This window comes from Novosphingobium colocasiae (genome assembly GCF_014652555.1).
Lineage (GTDB): Bacteria > Pseudomonadota > Alphaproteobacteria > Sphingomonadales > Sphingomonadaceae > Novosphingobium > Novosphingobium colocasiae.
The window spans coordinates 1-18264 of sequence record NZ_BMZA01000008.1 but is presented as its reverse complement, the minus strand read 5'-3'; the positions used below and the strand labels follow the sequence as shown (position 1 = coordinate 18264).

The window sequence follows — 18264 nt, the reverse complement described above, 5'->3', positions numbered from 1 at the left end:
AGCCATCCCAGGGGGGAATTTCCATGAAGACATCTCTGTTCGCCGTCGCAGCCGTGCTGCTGTCCAGCCCCGCGCTTGCCGACGACGCCGGCACTGACAATCCCGACACGATCATCGTCACCGCCAAGCGCAATGCCGATGACCCCGCGATCGTCGGCGATGCCCGTGAGCGGCTTGCCCGCACGCCTGGCGCCGTCTCCGTTGTGGCGGCGGAAACCTATGAAGGACGTCTCGCACTCGGCATGCCGGACCTGCTCCGCGACGTCCCGGGTGTGCTGTCCAACAAGCGCTATGGTGAGGAAGCGCGGCTTTCGATCCGCGGCTCCGGGATCGACCAGAGCTATCACCAGCGCGGCGTCCTGATCGCACAGGACGGCGTCCCCTTTGCCGATGCAGATGGCTTCTCTGATTTCCAGAAAGTCGATGCGCTTGGGGCCCGTTATGTGGAGGTTTACAAGGGCGGCAATGCCCTGCGCTTTGGCGGCGCCCAGCTCGGCGGTGCGGTCAATCTCGTCACCCCCAACGGCAAGACAGCACAGTCGCCCAATCTGGTCCGCCTCGAAGGAGGCAGCTTCGATACCTATCGTGGGCAAGTCGCCCTCGCACGGCAGGTCGGCCAGTGGGACTTCTACGGTTCATTCTCGGCAGCCAAGTCTGACGGCTACCGCGTCAACAGCGGCCTCGAGCAGTATCGCGGGACCCTCAACATTGGCTACAGCTTCGGGGGCGACAACGAAGTTCGCCTCATCGCCTATGCCGCCGACATCAAACAGGATGTCCCCGGCACGCTGAGCCTCGCCAATGCCCTGACCACGCCGCGCGCGGCCGGTGCCGGCGTCGTGGCCAACAAGTGGGCGCGCGATCAGGACATTCAGCGCGTTACGCTCCAGACCCGGCTACACCTGACTGACAGCCTGCTGTTCGAAGGCGGTGTCTATACCACCTGGACCGACCTGCATCACCCGATCCCGATCGTGATCGATCAGAAGATCGACACCCAGGGCGCATTCGGCCGTTTCAGCTGGGATGGCGAACTTGCCGGCCACAAGGCCGACATGTTCTTTGGGGCCTACTACCGGCAGGGCGGCAACAAGCAGGGCCTGTTCGTCAACATGGGCGGGGTCAACGGCTTTCAGTTCGGCAAGGCTTCACTCGATGCCTCCGGGCTCGATGTCTTTGCCGAAGGGCGGTTCTGGGCAACCGACAGCTTCGCACTGGTGGCCGGCGGCTCCTACGGTCACGCCTCGCGCGACTACAAGGATCTGCTGTCCTCAGCCAATGACCGTTCGAAGAGCTTCAACTGGTTCTCACCGCGCCTCGGCCTGCTTTGGCAGAACAGTGAGGGGCTGCAGGTCTACGCCAATGTCACGCGTTCAGTCGAGCCGCCGCATTACGGCGCGCTCGTCCAAGGCGGCGTTCCCGGCTTCGTGCCCGTCAGCGCCCAGAAGGCATGGACTGCGGAACTCGGCACACGCGGCAAGGCCGGGGCGGTCACCTGGGATTTCACCTTCTATCGCGCCTGGCTGAAGGGCGAGCTGCTCAGCTTCAACGGCACCACCGGGTTCCCCGCCTTCTTCTTCAACGCGGGCAAGACGGTGCATCAGGGGATCGAGGCCAGCCTCGACTGGCGCATCATCGATGATGCGAATGCCGGCCTGCTGCGCTTGCGCCAGACCTATGCCTGGTCCGATTTCACCTTCGACAATGACCCGGTCTACGGCAACGGCCGTCTGCCGGTTGCGCCCCAGCATCAGTATCGCGCGTCGCTGCGCTACGAGCATCCGTCCGGGGGTTACATCGAACCCGCGCTCGACTGGCGGATGAAGTCGGTCTGGGTCGACTACGCCAACACCCTGAAGGCACCGGGCTACGCGCTGCTCAACCTCGAACTCGGTTGGAAATTGTCCAACGGACTGACGCTGTTCGCGGACCTGCGCAACCTCACCGACAAGCGCTACGCGGCCGAGTTCGCGGCACTGACCGACGCGCGCATCGACGCAACCGACGTCTTCTACCCGGGTGAGGGCCGCTCGGCCTTCGTCGGCGCGACTTTCCGTTTCTGACAATTCCAGGGGATCAAACCATGCGTACATCACTCATCGCGCTTGGCGCGGCGCTCGTAGCTGCCGCGCCTGCCCACGCCGAAACCGCAGACCAGTCCACCGGCTGGACGCCGTCCGAAATCGTCGTCACCGCTCGCAAGGACGATGGCTACAAGGTCACTGACGCGGCGTCGCTGCGCACGCCCGTGCCGATCCTGGAAACGCCCCAGTCGGTTCAGGTGCTGACCCGCACGCTGATCGACGAGCAGAACCTGACCACGCTGTCCGAAGCTCTGCGCAACATATCGGGTGTCGTCCCGGCGCAGCCGTCCGAAGCCGTTCTGATCAAGCCGATTATTCGCGGCTTCTCGTCCGAGATCTACGTCGATGGACTGCCACAGTATGGCGACGCCTCAACCTACGATCCGTCGAGCCTCGTTGGGGTCGAGCGGATCGAAGTGGCCAAGGGGCCGACATCGCAGCTGTTCAGCGGCGGCACCGGTGCGCCGGTCGGCGGGTTGATAAACGTCATCAGCGCCAGCCCGGAACAGAAGGCGAGCTACAGCGCAGCCTTCCGCACCGGTAGCTTCAGCACGATCCAGCCATCGGTCGATATCAACCAGCCTCTGGGCCGCAATGTCGCGGCACGGATTTCGGCAGAATATGTTCAGGCCGATGATGCCATCGATGCAGTGACCAACAAGCGCATCACCGTGGTGCCGGCGCTGCGGATCGGCTTCGACGACACCAGCCTGGTTCTGCGCGTCAATTACAACCGCATCGAGCAGCTCGAATATGCCGGACTGCCCTTTGCGATGATCGGCTATCCCGGCGTCAACCCGTTCCGCTTCTCAGGCGCAAAGGACGCACCGAAGACGACCATCGAGAACGTCGTCCTGACCGGCGTCTTTTCGCACCGCCTGTCCGACAGCCTCACCGCCCAGCTCCGGGTGCGCAGCTACAACAACACGGTGAACGAGAACGGGAGCTTCCCCTTCTTCGCGTTCTACCCGCCGACCGGGTCGGTCTATCCGATCATCACTGCCCGCATGCCCGGGACCAGGATCAGGGAGATGACCTTTGACGGCAGCCTGACGGGGACGTTCTCGACCGGCCCCATCGAACATGTCCTGATTGCCGGTGCCCAGTACGATCACGTCGACTACCACGGCACCATGGGCTTCAATCTCTTGCCGGCGGGCCTGCTCGACTACGCCGACCCCGCCAGCGACGTGCCGTTCGGTCCGACCGATTTCCCCTACGATACATACGTCAACACCTACCGGACCATCGGCCTCTATCTGCAGGACCAGGTCACGATCGCGGAGCGCATCCATATTTTGGCGGGGCTGCGGTACAGCCGACTGGAGAGCACCGAAGGCTTCAACAACGTCTTCAGCCCCAAGCACAGCTTCAACCGTGTCGACCCCCGTGTCGGTGTCACGTTGGACGTCACCGACGGCGTGTCCCTGTTCGGAGGTTACGCAACGGGCTCCAGGCAATCGATCTTCTTCAACCCCGGGGTAACACCGACCACCCCCGAGACGTCGCAAAGCTGGGAGGGCGGCCTCAAGTTGGCGCTGCGCAAGGCCGGCCTGTCGGGCACGATTGCGGCTTTCCATCAGACCCGCAACAATGTGCCGCTCACCGATCCGTTCGGCGTTCTCGGCACGCGCCAGATCGGTCAGCAACGGTCCAAGGGCATTGAAGCCGATGTGATCTGGGAGCCCGCCAAGAGCTTCTCGCTGCTGGCAAGCTATGCCTACACCCGCGCGCAGGTCACCAAGGACGATCTCACCGGTAATGCCGGCCAGTTTCTGAGCCGCGTGCCAGAGCATAGCGGGCGCATAGCCGCGCGGTATCGGTTCCTCGATGGGGCGCTCAAGGGCTTCGGCCTGGGTGCCGGGATGACGGCAGCATCGGGCGCGTACACGACGCTGCCCAACACCGACAAGACCGGCAGCTATGCGGTCTTCGATGCACAGGCAAGCTACGAAACCGGGCCGTTCAAGCTGAGCGCGACCGTCACCAACCTGACCAACAAGCTCTACTTCCAGCCCTATCTCTACCTCAACCAGTCGGTGGTCCGACCGGGCACGCCCCGCTCGGCCTTCGTGACGCTCAGCGTCAGCTATTGAGGAGGCCGGACATGGAAACCAACCGCCGCACCCTCCTCCAGGGCATGACCGGAGCGGCCTTGCTCGCTCCCTATCTCGCGATCGAAAAAGCCATGGCCGCGCAGGCCACCGGGGGCGCTGCTTCGCCCTCGGCAAATCCGTCTGCTGCCGAACAGACAGCGATGCACGACAAGCACATGGAGGCGATGAACCGCGTCCTGGGGCCGGGCCTGTGGGGGCAGGAGCAGATCGCGATGCTGCTCTACCCCAAGTTCACCGCGCTTGACCTTGTCGGCCCGCACTATTTCTTCGCCTGCCTGTTCGGCGCGAAGGTCCACCTCGTCACGACCGAGAAGGATCTCTCGCCGGTGATGTCCGACCTGGGCCTGGCCATCACACCCACCGTGACGATGGCCGACGCGCCCAAGGATCTCGACGTGCTCTTCGTGCCCGGCGGGACCGAGGGCACACTCTCCGTCATGGGCCGGACGGACACGATGGCGTGGATCCGGGATCGGGCTGCCCGCGCCAAGCACATCACCAGCGTCTGCACCGGCTCGATGGTGCTGGCCAAGGCCGGCTTGCTGAAGGGCAAGCGCGCGACCTCGCACTGGGTCGCCCGCGACGTGCTGGCTGATTTCGGGGCGATCCCGGTCAATGAGCGTGTGGTCAAGGATGGCAATATCCTGACCGGCGCCGGGGTCTCGGCAGGCCTCGATTTCGCGATAGCCTTGGTCGAGCAGCTCCGCGGGCGGGCCTATGCCGAAGCTCTGGTCCTGCAGGGGGAATATGCCCCCGGTCCCTCGATCAAGGGCGGCACGCTGGCCACGACCTCTGCGCCTGTCGGCGAGATGATGAGCGAGATGTTCGCGCCTGTCGCCGGCATGTTTCGCGCCATGGCCAAGAGCTGATCCCCATTTTCAAAACATCCAGCATTCAAGGAAAGTACAGTGAAAACTTCTATTATTGCTCTCGCGTCTGCCCTTCTGGCTACCACGCCGGCCTGGGCCGATGAGGCCGCTGACAATGCCAATCCCGACAACCGGGACATCATCGTAACCGGCACCAAGCTTTCGGGCGACTTCGGCGCGAAATCCGGCATTCCGATCGCGAAGGTGCCGCAGTCGATCCAGATTGTGACGGCGGACGAGATCATCGAGCAGGGTGCCCGCTCCGTCGGCGACCTGCTGCGCAACGTGCCCAGCGCCAACCCCGGTTATTCCCGGGTCGGGGCCTATCAGTCGTTCAGCCTCAAGGTGCGCGGCTTCCTTGCCGACCAGATGCGCAATGGTATCCGCCAGCGCTACTATGAAGATGTCGATGCTTCCGCGCTGTCCAATATCGATCGCGTCGAGGTGCTGAAAGATCCGTCGGGCGTGCTCTACGGCCAGTCGGCCGTGGGCGGCATTGTCAGCATCATCACCAAGCAGCCGCAGGACAGCCAGTTCGGCAGCTTCGCCGTCACGCTCGGCCAATATGATCAGAAAATGCTGACCGTTGACATGAACACCGGCCTCGCACCTGGGCTGGCAGTGCGGGTAACCGGCGAAGTCGAACGGTCCGGCACCTTCGTTGACTATCAGGACATGAACCGCAAGAATGTCGCGTTCAACCTGCTCTACGCGCCGTCCGACAGCGTCGCGGCGCATCTGGTTGCGGAATATGTCGAACGCGACACGCAGCGCAATCCCGGCCTGCCCATTCCGGGCACGGTGCAAAGTAACGGCGCCCGCGCGCTGTCCCGCAGCCTCTACCTTGGGGAACCGGCGGTTGACGCCCTGACTGCGAATGCCCCGCTCGTGCAGGCCTGGGTCGATGTGAAGCTCTCGGACAACTGGACAGTGACGCCCCGCATCCAGTATCAGGAATTCAACAGCAGCTTCCTTCAGATCCGGCTACGCGCGCCGGATGCCCTCGATCCGACGACGATCACGCGGAACGGCCGCATCGGCCGCGAGGATGACAGCTATACGATTGCCCAGCTCGACATGTCGGGGCGGCTCGAAACCGGCCCGATCACCCACAAGCTGCTGATCGGCTATGAATACGACCATGAGCGGGGCCGGTTCACCCAGAGCAACCTCACCAATGTCACCTCGATCAATGTGCTGGCGCCGGTCTATGCCTTCTGGCCGCAGGCGCATGCGGGCGACCGGCTCACCGACGAGCGGCAGCGCTCCATCGCCGTCGTCCGCTTCCGCCGGGGCAGCCCCTTGCGGCACCGCATTTTCCTTCCTTCCGGGTTCCTGTCGCTCGCTCACGATGCCGGCCTCCCGTCGGTGCGCGAAATCCGCACCCGCTGCTGGCGCTTGCCGGACCCGAAGCGCAGTTCCGCAGCGGCAAACAGGCGATCGACGATCATGTAGTTGGCCCGGACCCGATAGTTCACCAGTTCGGACGTACTGCCTTCGGGGCCGACCACGAAGATTGGCGGCATCTCGCCCTGGGCTACACCGCGCGGGAATTCGATGAAGACCTGGCGACCGTCATCAAATGCCCTCAGTGGCTTCCACGGTGCACGATCACCCGCAATCTCGTAACGGAAATTGACGCGGGTGAGATCGATGCCCGACGCGACGGGCTCCGCGGCTCTGGCCTCGGCATTCTGGCGGCGGAGCGCGATGAGCTGGTCTTGCGGATACTGCCACGAGACAGAGGCCATGTAGGTCTTCTCGGTCGAGCGCAGCTCGATGTGGTAAGTGCGTGAGGTGGTGTTGATGACGAGGTTCGTCATCAGCGCTGCCCGCGTCGGTTTGACCAGAATGTGGACCTGCCGCGATGCACCCACCCCGCTTTCGGTGTCGCCGATGATCCAGCGAACGGTATCGCCAGCAGCGACGGGGCCGGCGCCGACGAGCTGTTCACCGGGTTGCAGGCTTATGTCGGTGATCTGCCCCGGTGCGGTGTAGACCTGATAGAGCGCTCCATCGACGAACGGATAAACCTGAATGGCATTGATGAAGCCGTTCCTCACCGGCTGCATGCGCGCGGCGGCATTGGCGGCGTTCACACGGGATGCTGGATCAGGCAGGTCGGGCGTTGACGGTCCGTCCTTGCCGACCGGTTTCAGCTGACCCGGTAGCGGCAGTACCTGCGGCATTTCGACTACGCGGACGGGTGCCGGTGTTTCGGCCGCTTGCATGGCTGCGGGCGCATCGTCGAAATTGATGGCTGGTGGCTTCTGCACCGTGGCGCAGCCGCCCAGCGTGGACGTGACCAGCAGCAGAGGCAGCGCAGATCTGCGCACGGCGGGGATGGCTGCGAACAGGAAAGCCGGGAACCTCGGGCTCGCGGCTCGGCGCAAGGTGGATGTCATTGTCCAAGCTCCTTCGACCAATTGATGGCGTTGACGTAGATGCCGAGCGGATTGACCCGGAGTTTCTCGGGATCGCGGGGCGGCTGCACGGCGATGGTGAGAATGGCGGTCCAGCGCTCGGTCGCAGCGAGCACACCGTCCTGATAGGTTCGCTGGACCCAGGCGACGCGGAACGAGCTGGGCGAAGCCCGGATCACGCTGGAAACATCGATCGCGACCTGCGTCTTCCCGACTTTGGCAAAGGGATCATTTGCACGGGCATAGTCGCCAAGCGAGAGTGCCCCGGCCTGCGTCGTGAAGTCATAGGCGCGCAGCCAGTTCTGGCGCACGATGATCGGGTCAGCCGGAATGCTCCTGACCTGCTCGATAAAGCGCGCGAGATAGAACGCGATCTGTGGGTCGCTCGGCTGATAGTCGGCGGTCGCTGGAGCAACGGCCTGGGCCTGTCCCAGATGGTCGACCTGTACCACCCAGGGCACGATCGAGCCGCTGGCGGTCTGCCAGACCAGCGCTGCGGACAGGCCTGCTGACAATGTCAGGGAACCGAAAGCCATGAGCCGCCAGTTGCGGGCCTGGACGCGGGCCGAACCGATACGGTCGTCCCAGATCTGCGCTGCGCGTTGGTACGGTGTCTCTCGTGCGGGCGATTTGCCGTAGTGGGTCGATGGTCTCTTGAAGATGCTCATGGTTCAGTCGCTTTCTGAGAGGTTGATGGAAGCACCGCCGCCGTGGCTGTCCCCCGATTTGACGGCGTGCGCGGCGACCTGAACGCCTTGGGAAAGCTGCTGATTGCGCTTCATGCGCTTGGCCCAATCGGGCTGCCCCTCGGCAGCTACGGTGGTTGCAGCAGCGGCAGCCGCCGGTTCTGCATCGGCTGTGGCGCCCGCAATCTCGGCAGCAGCATTGGCGCCGGACTGGTAGCTCGATTTCAGGCTGTCTGCGGCCTTCGGCGTCCCATACGGTGACCGTGGCCGTGACATAGGCCATGCCGGCATAGTCGGCGCCGAGTTCCTGGAGCGCGAGATCGGCATCTGCCGCCTTGTTTGCAGCGTCGGTGTCGACGAGGACCGATGCCTCGTTGGTCATCACCTCCTTCAGGATCGCAGCGACGCTTTTGCGCTTGGCGAACCATTGCCGTCTGATCTTCGTCAGCAGCTTGGTCGTATCGGTCTTGTCGAGCAGGATCGCGCGTGTCGCCCACCGGTAAGGAAAGGCCAGGCGATTGAGCTCGTCGAGCAGGCCCGGCGTGGTGGCGGTCGGAAAGCCGGTGATGGTGAGAACTCGCAAATGCGACACGCCCAGGCGCGGCTCGAGGCCGCCGGTCAGCGGTTGATCGGCGAGCAGCGCATCAAGGTACATCGGCGTCTCGGGCACGCGGACCCGGTGCCGCTTGGTCGAGACGCAGCCGTGGAGGTAGGTCAGCGTTTCGGCGTCATCGAGCCAGCGGCATTCGGGCATGAAGGTTTCGATCAGCCGCAGGATGCGATCGGTGCGGTCTGCAAAGCCACTCAGGACTTCGAATGGCTCGATGCCGGAATGCTCCCGGCCTTCGTAGAGCCAGGTTTCTGCGCGGGAGGCATCTTCCGCCGGCGGCAGATAGCAGATGGTGAGGAAGTAGGCGGACTCGAAGTGTGCGCCGGCCTCCTCGAAATCGGCCTTGCGCTCGGCATCGATCAGCGCGGACGCGGGGTCAGGAAACCGGCTCGTCGGATAGTTTGCAGCGGCGTGGCGATCCGCTTCCACGAAAATGGCCCAACCCGATCCCAGCCGCCGGAAAGCATTGTTGAGCCGTCCGGCGACTGCGACCAGTTCGGCGGGCACGGCGGAATCGAGATCCGGCCCGCGGAATTGTGCTGTCCGTTGAAAGCAGCCGTCCTTGTTGAGAACAATGCCTTCGCCGACGAGTGCGGCCCACGGAAGGAAGTCGGCGAGCCGACTATTGCGGTTACGGTATTCGGCCAGGTTAAACATGGGCGGCCCCTCAGACGGAAAGATGGCCGGGGATGCGCAGATGGCGGCGCACCACATCGACGAAGAGCGGATCGCGTTTGGCAGCCCAGACCGCGACGACATGGCCGATGGCCCAGATCCCGATGCCGATGAGCCAGAGGCGTAGGCCGAGGCCGACGGCGCCTGCGAGCGTGCCATTCAGGATGGCGAGACCGCGCGGTGAGCCGCCCAAAAGGATCGGCTCTGTGAGCGCCCTATGAACCGGGACCGTATAGCCCGCGATCTCGCCGCCTTGATCACCGCCGCTTATCATCAGACGAGCGCACCGCCGCCGAACGAGAAGAACGAGAGGAAGAAGCTCGACGCGGCAAATGCGATCGAGAGACCGAAGACGATCTGGATCAGCCGGCGGAAACCGCCTGACGTGTCGCCGAACGCCAGCGTCAGGCCCGTGGTGATGATGATGATCACCGCGATGATCTTGGCTACCGGGCCTTCGATCGACTGAAGGATGGATTGCAGCGGGGCTTCCCAGGGCATGGACGAGCCCGAAGCGTGGGCGGCGGGCGCCATGACGGTGGTGAGGATGATCGCGGACAGGGCCGTTGTCAGGCGGCGATAGGGACGACGGACAGGCGCATTCATTGGCAGGCTCCTTCTTCAGGCTGAGGGATGATGGGAGTGACGTGGTAGTCACCGTCCGGCCCCAGGCCCTCGACGCGGGCGAGTTCGACCAGGCGGCGAGAGGCACCGCGGCCGGCGAGGACGGCGATGAGATCGATGGTTTCCGCGATCAGCGCGCGGGGCACGGTTACGACGGCTTCCTGGATGAGTTGCTCCATCCGTCGGAGCGCGCCGATGGCGCTGCCAGCGTGGATCGTCCCGATCCCGCCGGGATGTCCGGTGCCCCAGGCTTTGAGGAGATCGAGGGCTTCGCTCCCGCGCACCTCGCCGACCGGAATGCGGTCGGGGCGAAGACGGAGCGACGAACGCACCAACTCGGACAGTGATGCGACACCGTCCTTGGTGCGCATGGCGACGAGGTTCGGCGCGGTGCATTGCAGCTCGCGCGTATCTTCGATGATGACGACGCGATCGTCGGTCTTCGCGACTTCGGCCAGGAGCGCGTTGGTGAGCGTGGTCTTGCCGGTCGAGGTGCCGCCCGCGACCAGGATATTCCAGCGGGTGGCAACGCCTGAGCGCAAGGCCTCGGCCTGATCGCTCGCCATGATCCCGGCCGCCACATAGTCAGCGAGCGTAAAGACCGCGACGGCAGGTTTGCGGATGGCGAAGGTGGGCGCGGCGACGACAGGTGGGAGCAGGCCCTCGAACCGCTCCCCCGTTTCGGGAAGCTCGGCGGATACGCGCGGCGCGTTGGCATGAACTTCGACGCCGACATGGTGCGCGACCAGGCGAACGATGCGTTCGCCGTCGGCGGGAGACAGATGCTCGCCGGTATCGGAGAGTCCTTCCGACAGGCGGTCGACCCAGAGCCGTCCGTCGGGATTGAGCATGACTTCGACGACTGAGGGGTCTTCGAGCAGGCGGGCGATGGCGGGACCGAGCGCCGTGCGCAGCATGCGCGCGCCGCGTACCGACCTTTGCGAATTATGGTGTGAAGCCGCCATTGGGTCCCCGTTTCAGCGGGGAGAACAGGCGCTCCCCGGCTTGGGGATGATTAAGAGAGCCAGAAATTTGCCCGGTTCAACAGGTTTCGGTCGTAGTAGAAGCGTGGCGTGCAAATACAGGGAAACGGCGGAGTTCCGGCGTCAGGCAGGGTTCGCCTCGTTGGTCAAAACGGAAGCATATGCTGTCCGCACCATTTCGCCTGCCCGCCGCCAAAATGGACGTTATGACGGTCACAAAGCCCCTTCGTGACCGTTGTAACCGGCATCAAGGCTCGCTGCCGTTCGTTCGCAGCCCGTGGAGGGTAGAGGATTGAATGGCACGATGACCCCCGCGCAAGTTCAATTGCCAACTCTGCAAAAAATGTATAGATAGGCAGCATCTGTACAATGTCAGGACATGCTACATGAATGCGCAACGAGGCAAATTGGTGAGCGGAGGTCGGTTGCAGGTTCCGGCCGACATTCGGCGTGCCCTCGGCCTCGCCGATGGCGACCCGGTCTTGTTGCGCATCGTCGATGGCGAGTTGCATGTGCGGCCCGTGCACAATGCGCTGAGCCGGGTGCAGGCGCGCCTGCGCGCGCATATTCCTGCCGGGATCAGCCTCTCTGACGAATTGATCGCTGAGCGCAGGCAAGCATCCGAGCATGAGTGATGTTCGTTATGTGCTCGATGCCTCGGCATTGCTGGCGGCGATGATGGGTGAGCGTGGGGCGGAGACGGTCGAGGCGCACTTTGCCGACGCCTGCATCAGCACGGTTAATCTCTCCGAGGTCGTGGCAAAACTGACCGAGCGCGGCGTGCCCGCCGATTCCATTGAAGAAAGCCTGTCCGATCTCGACCTCGATGTGCGCGATTTCGACACACCGCAGGCTCTGCGCGCCGGGGCCATGCGCAACATCACCAGATCGAAGGGTCTGTCCTTGGGGGATCGGGCTTGTCTTGCGCTGGCCGGTGAACTCAAGGCCATCGCCCTGACAACGGACGCGGCATGGGCGGAGATCGATCTTGGGATAGCGGTCGAACTGGCCAGGTAAGAACTTCGTTCACCGTTCTGTACCACCAGCGCTGGAAGACACGTCTTCCGGGATTTCCTGCCGCAACTTGGGGCCTTTCGCGAGCCGACGACCGAGCGAGGTGACAAAAGCGTCATAGCGTTCGCCAGCTTTGGCCCGGGCGGCCTGTGCCGCCGGTTCGGGCAAGGTCGGCGTGGTCGCCAACCAGAAGCGGATGAAGACTGCCAGGGTCTCCACCGCTATCCCTACATCTCGGTCCATCCGCATCATTCGCCGATCGATTTGGTCGAGACGTTTTGCCAGTGCCGCCTCGCGGCGATCGGCAGCATCGGGCGAAAGGAAAGAAGCAATCGCAGCCTCGGCCACCAGTGACTGCGACTGATTGCGGCGAGCAGCATAGTCAGCCAGCATCGTCATGACTTCGGGATCGAGATAGACGGAAATCTGGGTCTTCTTTTTGCGGAGGGACATGGCGATCATATCTCCATGCCATCGTCGAAGTCGAGTGATGCCTGCCGGGCCACGCCCTGCATGATGCCGGTCAGCCGTTGATTGCGCGCGGCCAGATCGTCATCCTCGTCGGTGTGATCGCCATCGAGATCAAACTCGTTCTGGACGGGTTGCCGGTTCTCGACAGGTTGGCTGAGACTTAGCTCGGGCTGCTGCCGCCGTTCGGAATCGGTCGTATCGTCGTCCTCACCACTTGCGACCGGCGCTGCCGGAGCGGACGCAATCTTTGGCGGCAGGGCCAAGCCCGTCCAGTCGTCTGCCTGCACGTTCTTCGGAGCGGCCAAAGCGGGCGGCGGCAAGATCCGTTCCTTGAAGCGCGCGTCCTCGTAATAGCGGGCCTTCTTGGCTCTGATCGGCGGAATGCCGGCGACCATCACGATTTCATCGGCGGGTGGCAGTTGCATGATCTCGCCCGGCGTCAGCAAGGGGCGCGCTGTCTCCGAACGCGATACCATCAAATGCCCGAGCCAGGGCGAGAGCCGGTGCCCGGCATAGTTGCGCATCGCCTTCATTTCGGTGGCTGTGCCAAGCGCGTCCGATACGCGCTTGGCGGTGCGCTCGTCGTTGGTCGCGAAACTCACACGGACGTGGCAGTTGTCGAGGATCGAATTGTTGGGGCCGTAAGCCTTTTCGATCTGGTTCAGGGACTGCGCGATCAGGAAACTCTTCAGCCCGTAGCCCGCCATGAACGCAAGCGCGCTTTCGAAGAAGTCGAGGCGGCCCAGGGCAGGAAACTCGTCCAGCATAAAGAGCAGCCGGTGCCGCCCGCGCTTCGCCTGCAAATCCTCGGTGAGACGGCGCCCGATCTGATTGAGCAGGAGCCGGATGAGCGGTTTGGTACGGTTGATGTCGGATGGCGGGATGACGAGGTAGAGCGTCGTCGGATGCTGCCCGCCGACAATATCGGTGATGCGCCAGTCGCAGCGCCGTGTCACTGCCGCGACCACCGGATCACGATAAAGGCCAAGGAAGGACATGGCCGTGGACAGCACGCCCGAGCGCTCATTGTCCGATTTGTTGAGCAGCTCGCGGGCTGCGCTGGCGATGACTGGATGCGGGCCGTCCTTCCCCAGATGCGCCGTCGTCATCATCGCGGCGAGGGTCGATTCAATGGGCCTCCTGGGATCGGAAAGGAAAGCGGCGACGCCGGCAAGCGTCTTGTCGGCTTCGGCGTAAAGCACGTGGAGGATCGCGCCTACCAGCAGGGCGTGGCTGGTCTTTTCCCAGTGATTGCGCTTCTCGAGGCTGCCTTCGGGATCGACCAAGATGTCCGCAATGTTCTGAACGTCGCGCACTTCCCACTCGCCGCGCCGGACTTCGAGCAGCGGGTTGTAGGCGGCCGATTTCGCATTCGTCGGATCGAACAGCAGCACCCGCCCGAAACGCGCCCGGAAACCCGCGGTGAGTTGCCAGTTCTCGCCCTTGATGTCGTGAACGATGGCGGAGCCCGGCCATGCGAGCAGCGACGGCACGACCAGGCCGACGCCCTTGCCTGACCGGGTCGGGGCGAAGCACAGCAAATGCTCCGGTCCATCGTGCCGCAGATAGTCATGGTGGAAACGCCCGAGCACCACACCGTCCGGACCGAGCAGACCGGCTGCGCGAACCTCATTCGGCTCCGCCCAGCGCGCCGAACCGTAAGTCTCGACCTTCTTCGCTTCGCGTGCGCGCCAGACCGACATGGCGATCGCAACGGCGACCGAGATGATGCCGCCAGACGCCGCGACATAGGCGCCTTCGATGAAGATGGCCGGGGCATAGGCATCGAAGCCATACCACCACCAGAAGAACGAGGGAGGCGGATAGAACGGGAAGCCGAAGAGGTGAAACCACGGGCTGCCCAGTTCCGGTTGGAATGCGAGGCGCCAGGCTACCCATTCGGTCGCAGCCCATGTGGTCGTGAGCACGATCAGGAAGACGGCGATGATCTGGCCCCAGAGGATTTTGGTGGCGGCCATGGAAAGTCCTTTCGAGAGGGTGGGTGAGAGGCCGAGGCCGCGTTTGCGGGCAAAGCTCCAGTCGATGCCGCCGTCGGCGCGGGCCACGCCCGAGACGTGGCGACCAAGGTGCTTTTCGAGAGCGGGCGTCCAGGGCACGAGTTGGAAGCCGAGACCATCGTCGAGCATCGCGAAACGGCCTGAAGCAAGCGCCAGACGCTGCCGGTAAGAGCCGGCGACATATTCGCCGCCTCCGGTCTGATTGAAGGGCTTGCCGGTCTCGGCGGAGAGCTTCTCGCCTACCGCCGCGATCTCCTGGCCCCGCAACGTCTCGATGAGATTGCTGGCAAAGCGGACCTGAGTGCCGCGCTGGACGGCAAGGCCCTGCTTCATGAGATGTTCGGCCCTGCGATCCAGAGCCTCGCGCACTTCGCCGCCGAAACCGCTGTCGGACATCGGGGCAGGCGCGCGGGCGATAGCTTGCCGGTCCAGCCAGGTCGCGCCAGAGGCCGTGATCTGGCGGTCGATGTCGAGGTCCGACCGGACGGCCAGGGCTACGCGCCGAACGCCGCGGGCATCGTCAAAGCTGCGCAGTTCGACCATCGAGCCCGGCGCACTGTCGCCCGCCGCATCAAGGTCGGAAAGCCTGATGTGATGGGTACGACCATCAAGGCCGTCGACCACGGCAAAGGCACTGCCCCTCAGCTCATCGTCGAGACCGCGCGCCACCAGGCGACCGACGACCGGCTGGTCAAGATGTTCGGCTGCCAGCACGTAACTCGCCGACGCGCGCTCGATCCCCCCGATCGGTCAGTGCCCGGTGCATGCGCTTGATGATGTCGCCGCGTTCGCCGATTTCGCGCAAGGTCGCTTCGGCCTTGTCGTCGATGTTCCATTGGCCGGGACCGATCTGCGTCGCGAGGCCGAGGGTTTCCAGCTTGCGGAGCCGCCCGACCTTGAGCGTCTGGAACGGATCAGGTTCACCACCCGGCAGCCGAGCCACATCGATGACACCGTTCCTGCGGCGATCGCGCACCAGTTGCCGATCGAGCTGGGTCCAGCGTTCGGCGCCGATCTGCTGATCGAGGGAACGGCGTATATCGAGATCGGTCCGCGGTCCCAGTTCCTGCGTGATGAGGTCGCGTGCCCGATCCCGCATGCCTTCCTTGATGTAGTCCCGGGCAATGACGAGATCGTACCCATCGTCGCGCACGCCGCGGACGATCAGGTGAACATGAGGATGCTCGGTGTTCCAATGGTCGACGGCGGCCCAATCGAGCCGGGAGCCGAGATCCCTTTCTATCTGACCGACCAGTTCTCGGGTGAAGCTTTTCAGATCCGCCATCTCCAGTGCGTCGTCAGGTGAGACGATGAAGCGGAAGTGATGGCGATCGTCCTTGCAGCGCTCTGCAAACTCGGCAGCATTGACGTGGCCTGGCTCCGCGCCGAACAGGCGGGCCTTCGCGCCATCGCGGGTGACGCCTTCGCGGCGCAGGTAGTCGAGATGGGTCGCCAGCGGCGCGCTACGCGCCTTGAGCCGAACGATGCGTGCCTTGACGACGGCGCCGCGCGTGCGTGCGGTGATGAGCCGGTTAGCGTGGATGCTGGCGCGTTGTCCGCGGCCGAAGCGCGAGGTGTGGCCAGACTTGATGCGTCCGGTCAGCGAGATGCCGCCGCCAGCTCGCTGGGCTGCTGCCAATGCCTGGGCGATGAACGGCCGTGCGCGCTGCGAACCCGATGAACGAACGCGGCCGGGACGGATGCGAAACTCGCGGTCATCGGCCATCGGCGCACCGGACAATGTGCAAATGACGGTGAAAAATCAGACTGTTAGATGGGTTCAGCACCTTGCCGATACCCGGCGCAATGTGTGCGAAGGCCGCAAAAACCTCGGAAAAGCAACCAACCGACCGGGGCACAACGTGCGCCCTTTTATCCTGCCCTCCTTCGGTCGTGGTGACAGTCTCCCCCGATCCTCCGCTATCGTGCGAGGCGATGCGATGGGCGGATGCAGCGATCATCGAAGACCATCCCCCGCCGCCCGCGCTACAAACAGCCCATGCGGTTGCGGTTGAGCCGCAAGTTCGCTGGCCTGTGAAGGCTTGGCGAATTGCTGATCGGCGGTCCCGGTGGATGGCATGCTGGATGCCGCCGCGCGTGCAACGAAGATCGGTGAACGTGTCCAGGCAAAGCGATCGACCATGGCAATCGTGGTCGTATTTACCGCATCAGCCTGGCCAATCGCAGGTGAAACCACCGCGACATAGGCACGCGTTTCAACGGGCAACGGTCTGCCCCTGAGCGCAGCTTCATAGCGCCCGGGACCGGCATTATAGGCAGCGATCCAGCCTGGCGATCCGTAGCGATCGAACAGTTCGCGGATATAGCCAGCGCCCGCGATGATGTTGTCATGCGGGTCGAAAGCATTCGCCCCCAATCGGTGTCGGGCGCGCAGATAATCCCACGTCGCAGGCATGATCTGCATGAGGCCCATTGCGCCCTTGGGCGAAACGGCGCGAGGCTTGCCGCGACTTTCCGCATGCATGATGGCGTGCAGCCAGGCGGGAGGAATCGCAAAGCGCGACGCGCCCTCGGCAATGAATTCGCCGAATGGAACGCCGGGCATTGCGCGCTCGGCCGCAGCCGATTGCGCGAGCGTGGCGGTCGGTAAGAGGCAGAAGCCAATCAGGCCGGAAAGGGAAAGGAGTGCGGAGCGGCGCATGGCATCAATCCCGTGCATCGCGCTTGGAAAGGCGATTCCAGTGCAGCGACCAGGACATGCCATCGGCGCCGTCGCGGAACAGATTGGCGCGAACGGGCTGCGGAAGAGCGGGATCGTCAATGATCAGCGCGATGAAGTTGCCAGCGCGTTCACCTGTGCGCTTCCAGCCCGCACCGATCTCAGGTCCGACTTCCATGCCGTCGGCGTGGCGGAGGTGAACGCGATAGTCCGGCGCATTGTCGGTATCGGATGGTTCGGCATGCACGATGTCGATTTCGCGGCAATGGGCGAAGGTATGGATGCGTCCGACAAAGCCGTCCGTCGTTTCAGTGAACGTGCCGATCTGTGGCATGGAGAATCTCCTTGGGTTGCAGGTTCAAATTCCGACTGGCGAGCAACGGCGCGGCCGGGCGGTGGCGGTCAGCGCGCCGTTTGGTGGGCGTTTGCGCGCCAGACGAATTGGCCGCGGGCCGTTTCATCCGTGTAGATTGGCGTCGCTCGTCCGATGATCGAGCGCGCCGGTACCGGGCCGAAATAGCGGCCGTCGAGACTGTCCCGCACGGCGGAATTCATCAGGAAGACAGTGCCTGCGGAAATGTGGCGACAGCCCCGCCAAACCGGCAATCCGCGTCCTTTGCGGTCGTGATCGAGCGCCTCGCCAAAGACCACGCCATCAATGGTGATCGTGTTCGTCAGCCGGCAGACGGTCTGTCCCGGCAATGCCGCAACATGCTTCATCAGCGGCACGCCCCGACCGAGATAGCCGCGCGCCGCCGTAAAATCCGCCAGCGGCCGCGACGGTGCCACGGCGACCAGATCACCAACGCGAAGATCATGCGGGGGTTCGAGATCGTAGAGACCTACTGGGACACTGGCCGACGCATTCCAGACGAGCCGGAGCGGCACAGGGAGGAACGACGCGATGCCAATTCCCAGCACGGAGAAATACGTCGTCATGACATAACCGAAGCGGGTGTGGATTCACATCCGAAGTGCAACGGGTTGAAAGTTTCGGCTGGAGTTTTGAA

At 63.8% G+C, this 18264-nt stretch carries 17 protein-coding genes and 2 pseudogenes; 6 read left to right on the top strand and 13 right to left on the bottom strand.

The genetic code is table 11. The annotated features are described in order from the left end of the window. Positions 1 to 23 precede the first annotated feature (23 nt). The 4 genes from IE122_RS11310 to IE122_RS11295 are packed head-to-tail and all read left to right on the top strand — an operon-like array spanning position 24 to position 6525. Positions 24 to 2063 (top strand): TonB-dependent receptor family protein, encoded by a 2040-nt coding sequence (locus IE122_RS11310; protein WP_189621282.1) that lies wholly within the window; start codon positions 24 to 26, stop codon positions 2061 to 2063. Between the two features lie 20 nt (positions 2064 to 2083). Further along, positions 2084 to 4180 carry a TonB-dependent siderophore receptor gene (locus IE122_RS11305; RefSeq protein ID WP_189621281.1) on the top strand — a complete coding sequence of 699 codons (2097 nt, stop codon included), beginning with the start codon at positions 2084 to 2086 and terminating at the stop codon, positions 4178 to 4180. A gap of 11 nt (positions 4181 to 4191) precedes the next feature. Next, positions 4192 to 5070 (top strand): DJ-1/PfpI family protein, encoded by an 879-nt coding sequence (locus tag IE122_RS11300; protein WP_189621280.1) that lies wholly within the window; start codon positions 4192 to 4194, stop codon positions 5068 to 5070. Positions 5071 to 5109: 39 nt separating this feature from the next. Continuing rightward, the gene (locus tag IE122_RS11295; protein ID WP_189621279.1) at positions 5110 to 6525 is read left to right on the top strand and encodes a TonB-dependent receptor; all 1416 of its coding nucleotides are present in this window, start codon (positions 5110 to 5112) and stop codon (positions 6523 to 6525) included. Here IE122_RS11295 and trbG read toward each other — a convergent pair. From trbG to trbB, 6 genes and pseudogenes are all read right to left on the bottom strand, one after another. Then, positions 6417 to 7475: a P-type conjugative transfer protein TrbG gene (gene trbG / locus IE122_RS11290; RefSeq protein ID WP_189621278.1), complete on the bottom strand. Its 1059-nt coding sequence runs from the start codon at positions 7473 to 7475 to the stop codon at positions 6417 to 6419. The two genes, IE122_RS11295 and trbG, sit on opposite strands and share 109 nt — an antisense overlap. Further along, positions 7472 to 8155: a conjugal transfer protein TrbF gene (gene trbF, locus IE122_RS11285; protein ID WP_189621407.1), complete on the bottom strand. Its 684-nt coding sequence runs from the start codon at positions 8153 to 8155 to the stop codon at positions 7472 to 7474. The genes trbG and trbF overlap by 4 nt, the downstream gene beginning before the upstream one ends. A gap of 259 nt (positions 8156 to 8414) precedes the next feature. After that, a pseudogene (locus IE122_RS11280) lies at positions 8415 to 9446 on the bottom strand (conjugal transfer protein TrbE); the annotation flags it as partial. 10 nt (positions 9447 to 9456) lie between these two features. Then, positions 9457 to 9738 carry a VirB3 family type IV secretion system protein gene (locus IE122_RS11275; RefSeq protein ID WP_189621277.1) on the bottom strand — a complete coding sequence of 94 codons (282 nt, stop codon included), beginning with the start codon at positions 9736 to 9738 and terminating at the stop codon, positions 9457 to 9459. Next, entirely contained in the window at positions 9738 to 10070 is a 333-nt protein-coding gene (locus tag IE122_RS11270) for a TrbC/VirB2 family type IV secretion system protein (protein WP_189621276.1), read from the bottom strand. Before IE122_RS11270 ends, IE122_RS11275 begins: the two co-directional genes overlap by 1 nt. Beyond that, positions 10067 to 11053 (bottom strand): P-type conjugative transfer ATPase TrbB, encoded by a 987-nt coding sequence (gene trbB, locus IE122_RS11265; protein ID WP_189621275.1) that lies wholly within the window; start codon positions 11051 to 11053, stop codon positions 10067 to 10069. The genes IE122_RS11270 and trbB overlap by 4 nt, the downstream gene beginning before the upstream one ends. Positions 11054 to 11457: 404 nt before the next feature. Between trbB and IE122_RS11260 the strand changes: the two genes are divergently transcribed. After that, positions 11458 to 11706: an AbrB/MazE/SpoVT family DNA-binding domain-containing protein gene (locus IE122_RS11260; RefSeq protein ID WP_189621274.1), complete on the top strand. Its 249-nt coding sequence runs from the start codon at positions 11458 to 11460 to the stop codon at positions 11704 to 11706. After that, positions 11699 to 12088: a type II toxin-antitoxin system VapC family toxin gene (locus tag IE122_RS11255; protein ID WP_189621273.1), complete on the top strand. Its 390-nt coding sequence runs from the start codon at positions 11699 to 11701 to the stop codon at positions 12086 to 12088. Before IE122_RS11260 ends, IE122_RS11255 begins: the two co-directional genes overlap by 8 nt. Positions 12089 to 12097: 9 nt before the next feature. Here IE122_RS11255 and IE122_RS11250 read toward each other — a convergent pair whose 3' ends face one another. From IE122_RS11250 to IE122_RS11225, 7 genes and pseudogenes are all read right to left on the bottom strand, one after another. Next, positions 12098 to 12538 carry a CopG family transcriptional regulator gene (locus IE122_RS11250; protein WP_189621406.1) on the bottom strand — a complete coding sequence of 147 codons (441 nt, stop codon included), beginning with the start codon at positions 12536 to 12538 and terminating at the stop codon, positions 12098 to 12100. Positions 12539 to 12543: 5 nt separating this feature from the next. Continuing rightward, positions 12544 to 14535, bottom strand: coding sequence for a conjugal transfer protein TraG (locus IE122_RS11245; RefSeq protein WP_189621405.1), 1992 nt, complete (start codon positions 14533 to 14535; stop codon positions 12544 to 12546). 90 nt (positions 14536 to 14625) lie between these two features. Further along, positions 14626 to 15243: pseudogene (locus tag IE122_RS18635) on the bottom strand (DUF3363 domain-containing protein); the annotation flags it as partial. A 22-nt stretch (positions 15244 to 15265) separates the two neighbouring features. Beyond that, complete coding sequence (locus IE122_RS18630; RefSeq protein WP_444544220.1) at positions 15266 to 16300, bottom strand: DUF3363 domain-containing protein; 1035 nt, start codon at positions 16298 to 16300, stop codon at positions 15266 to 15268. A 231-nt stretch (positions 16301 to 16531) separates the two neighbouring features. Further along, positions 16532 to 17254: a lytic transglycosylase domain-containing protein gene (locus tag IE122_RS11235; RefSeq protein ID WP_229814043.1), complete on the bottom strand. Its 723-nt coding sequence runs from the start codon at positions 17252 to 17254 to the stop codon at positions 16532 to 16534. Continuing rightward, positions 17241 to 17588 (bottom strand): DUF736 domain-containing protein, encoded by a 348-nt coding sequence (locus IE122_RS11230; protein ID WP_189621272.1) that lies wholly within the window; start codon positions 17586 to 17588, stop codon positions 17241 to 17243. Before IE122_RS11230 ends, IE122_RS11235 begins: the two co-directional genes overlap by 14 nt. Before the next feature lie 68 nt (positions 17589 to 17656). Further along, entirely contained in the window at positions 17657 to 18193 is a 537-nt protein-coding gene (locus IE122_RS11225; protein ID WP_189621271.1) for a S26 family signal peptidase, read from the bottom strand. Positions 18194 to 18264: the final 71 nt, after the last annotated feature.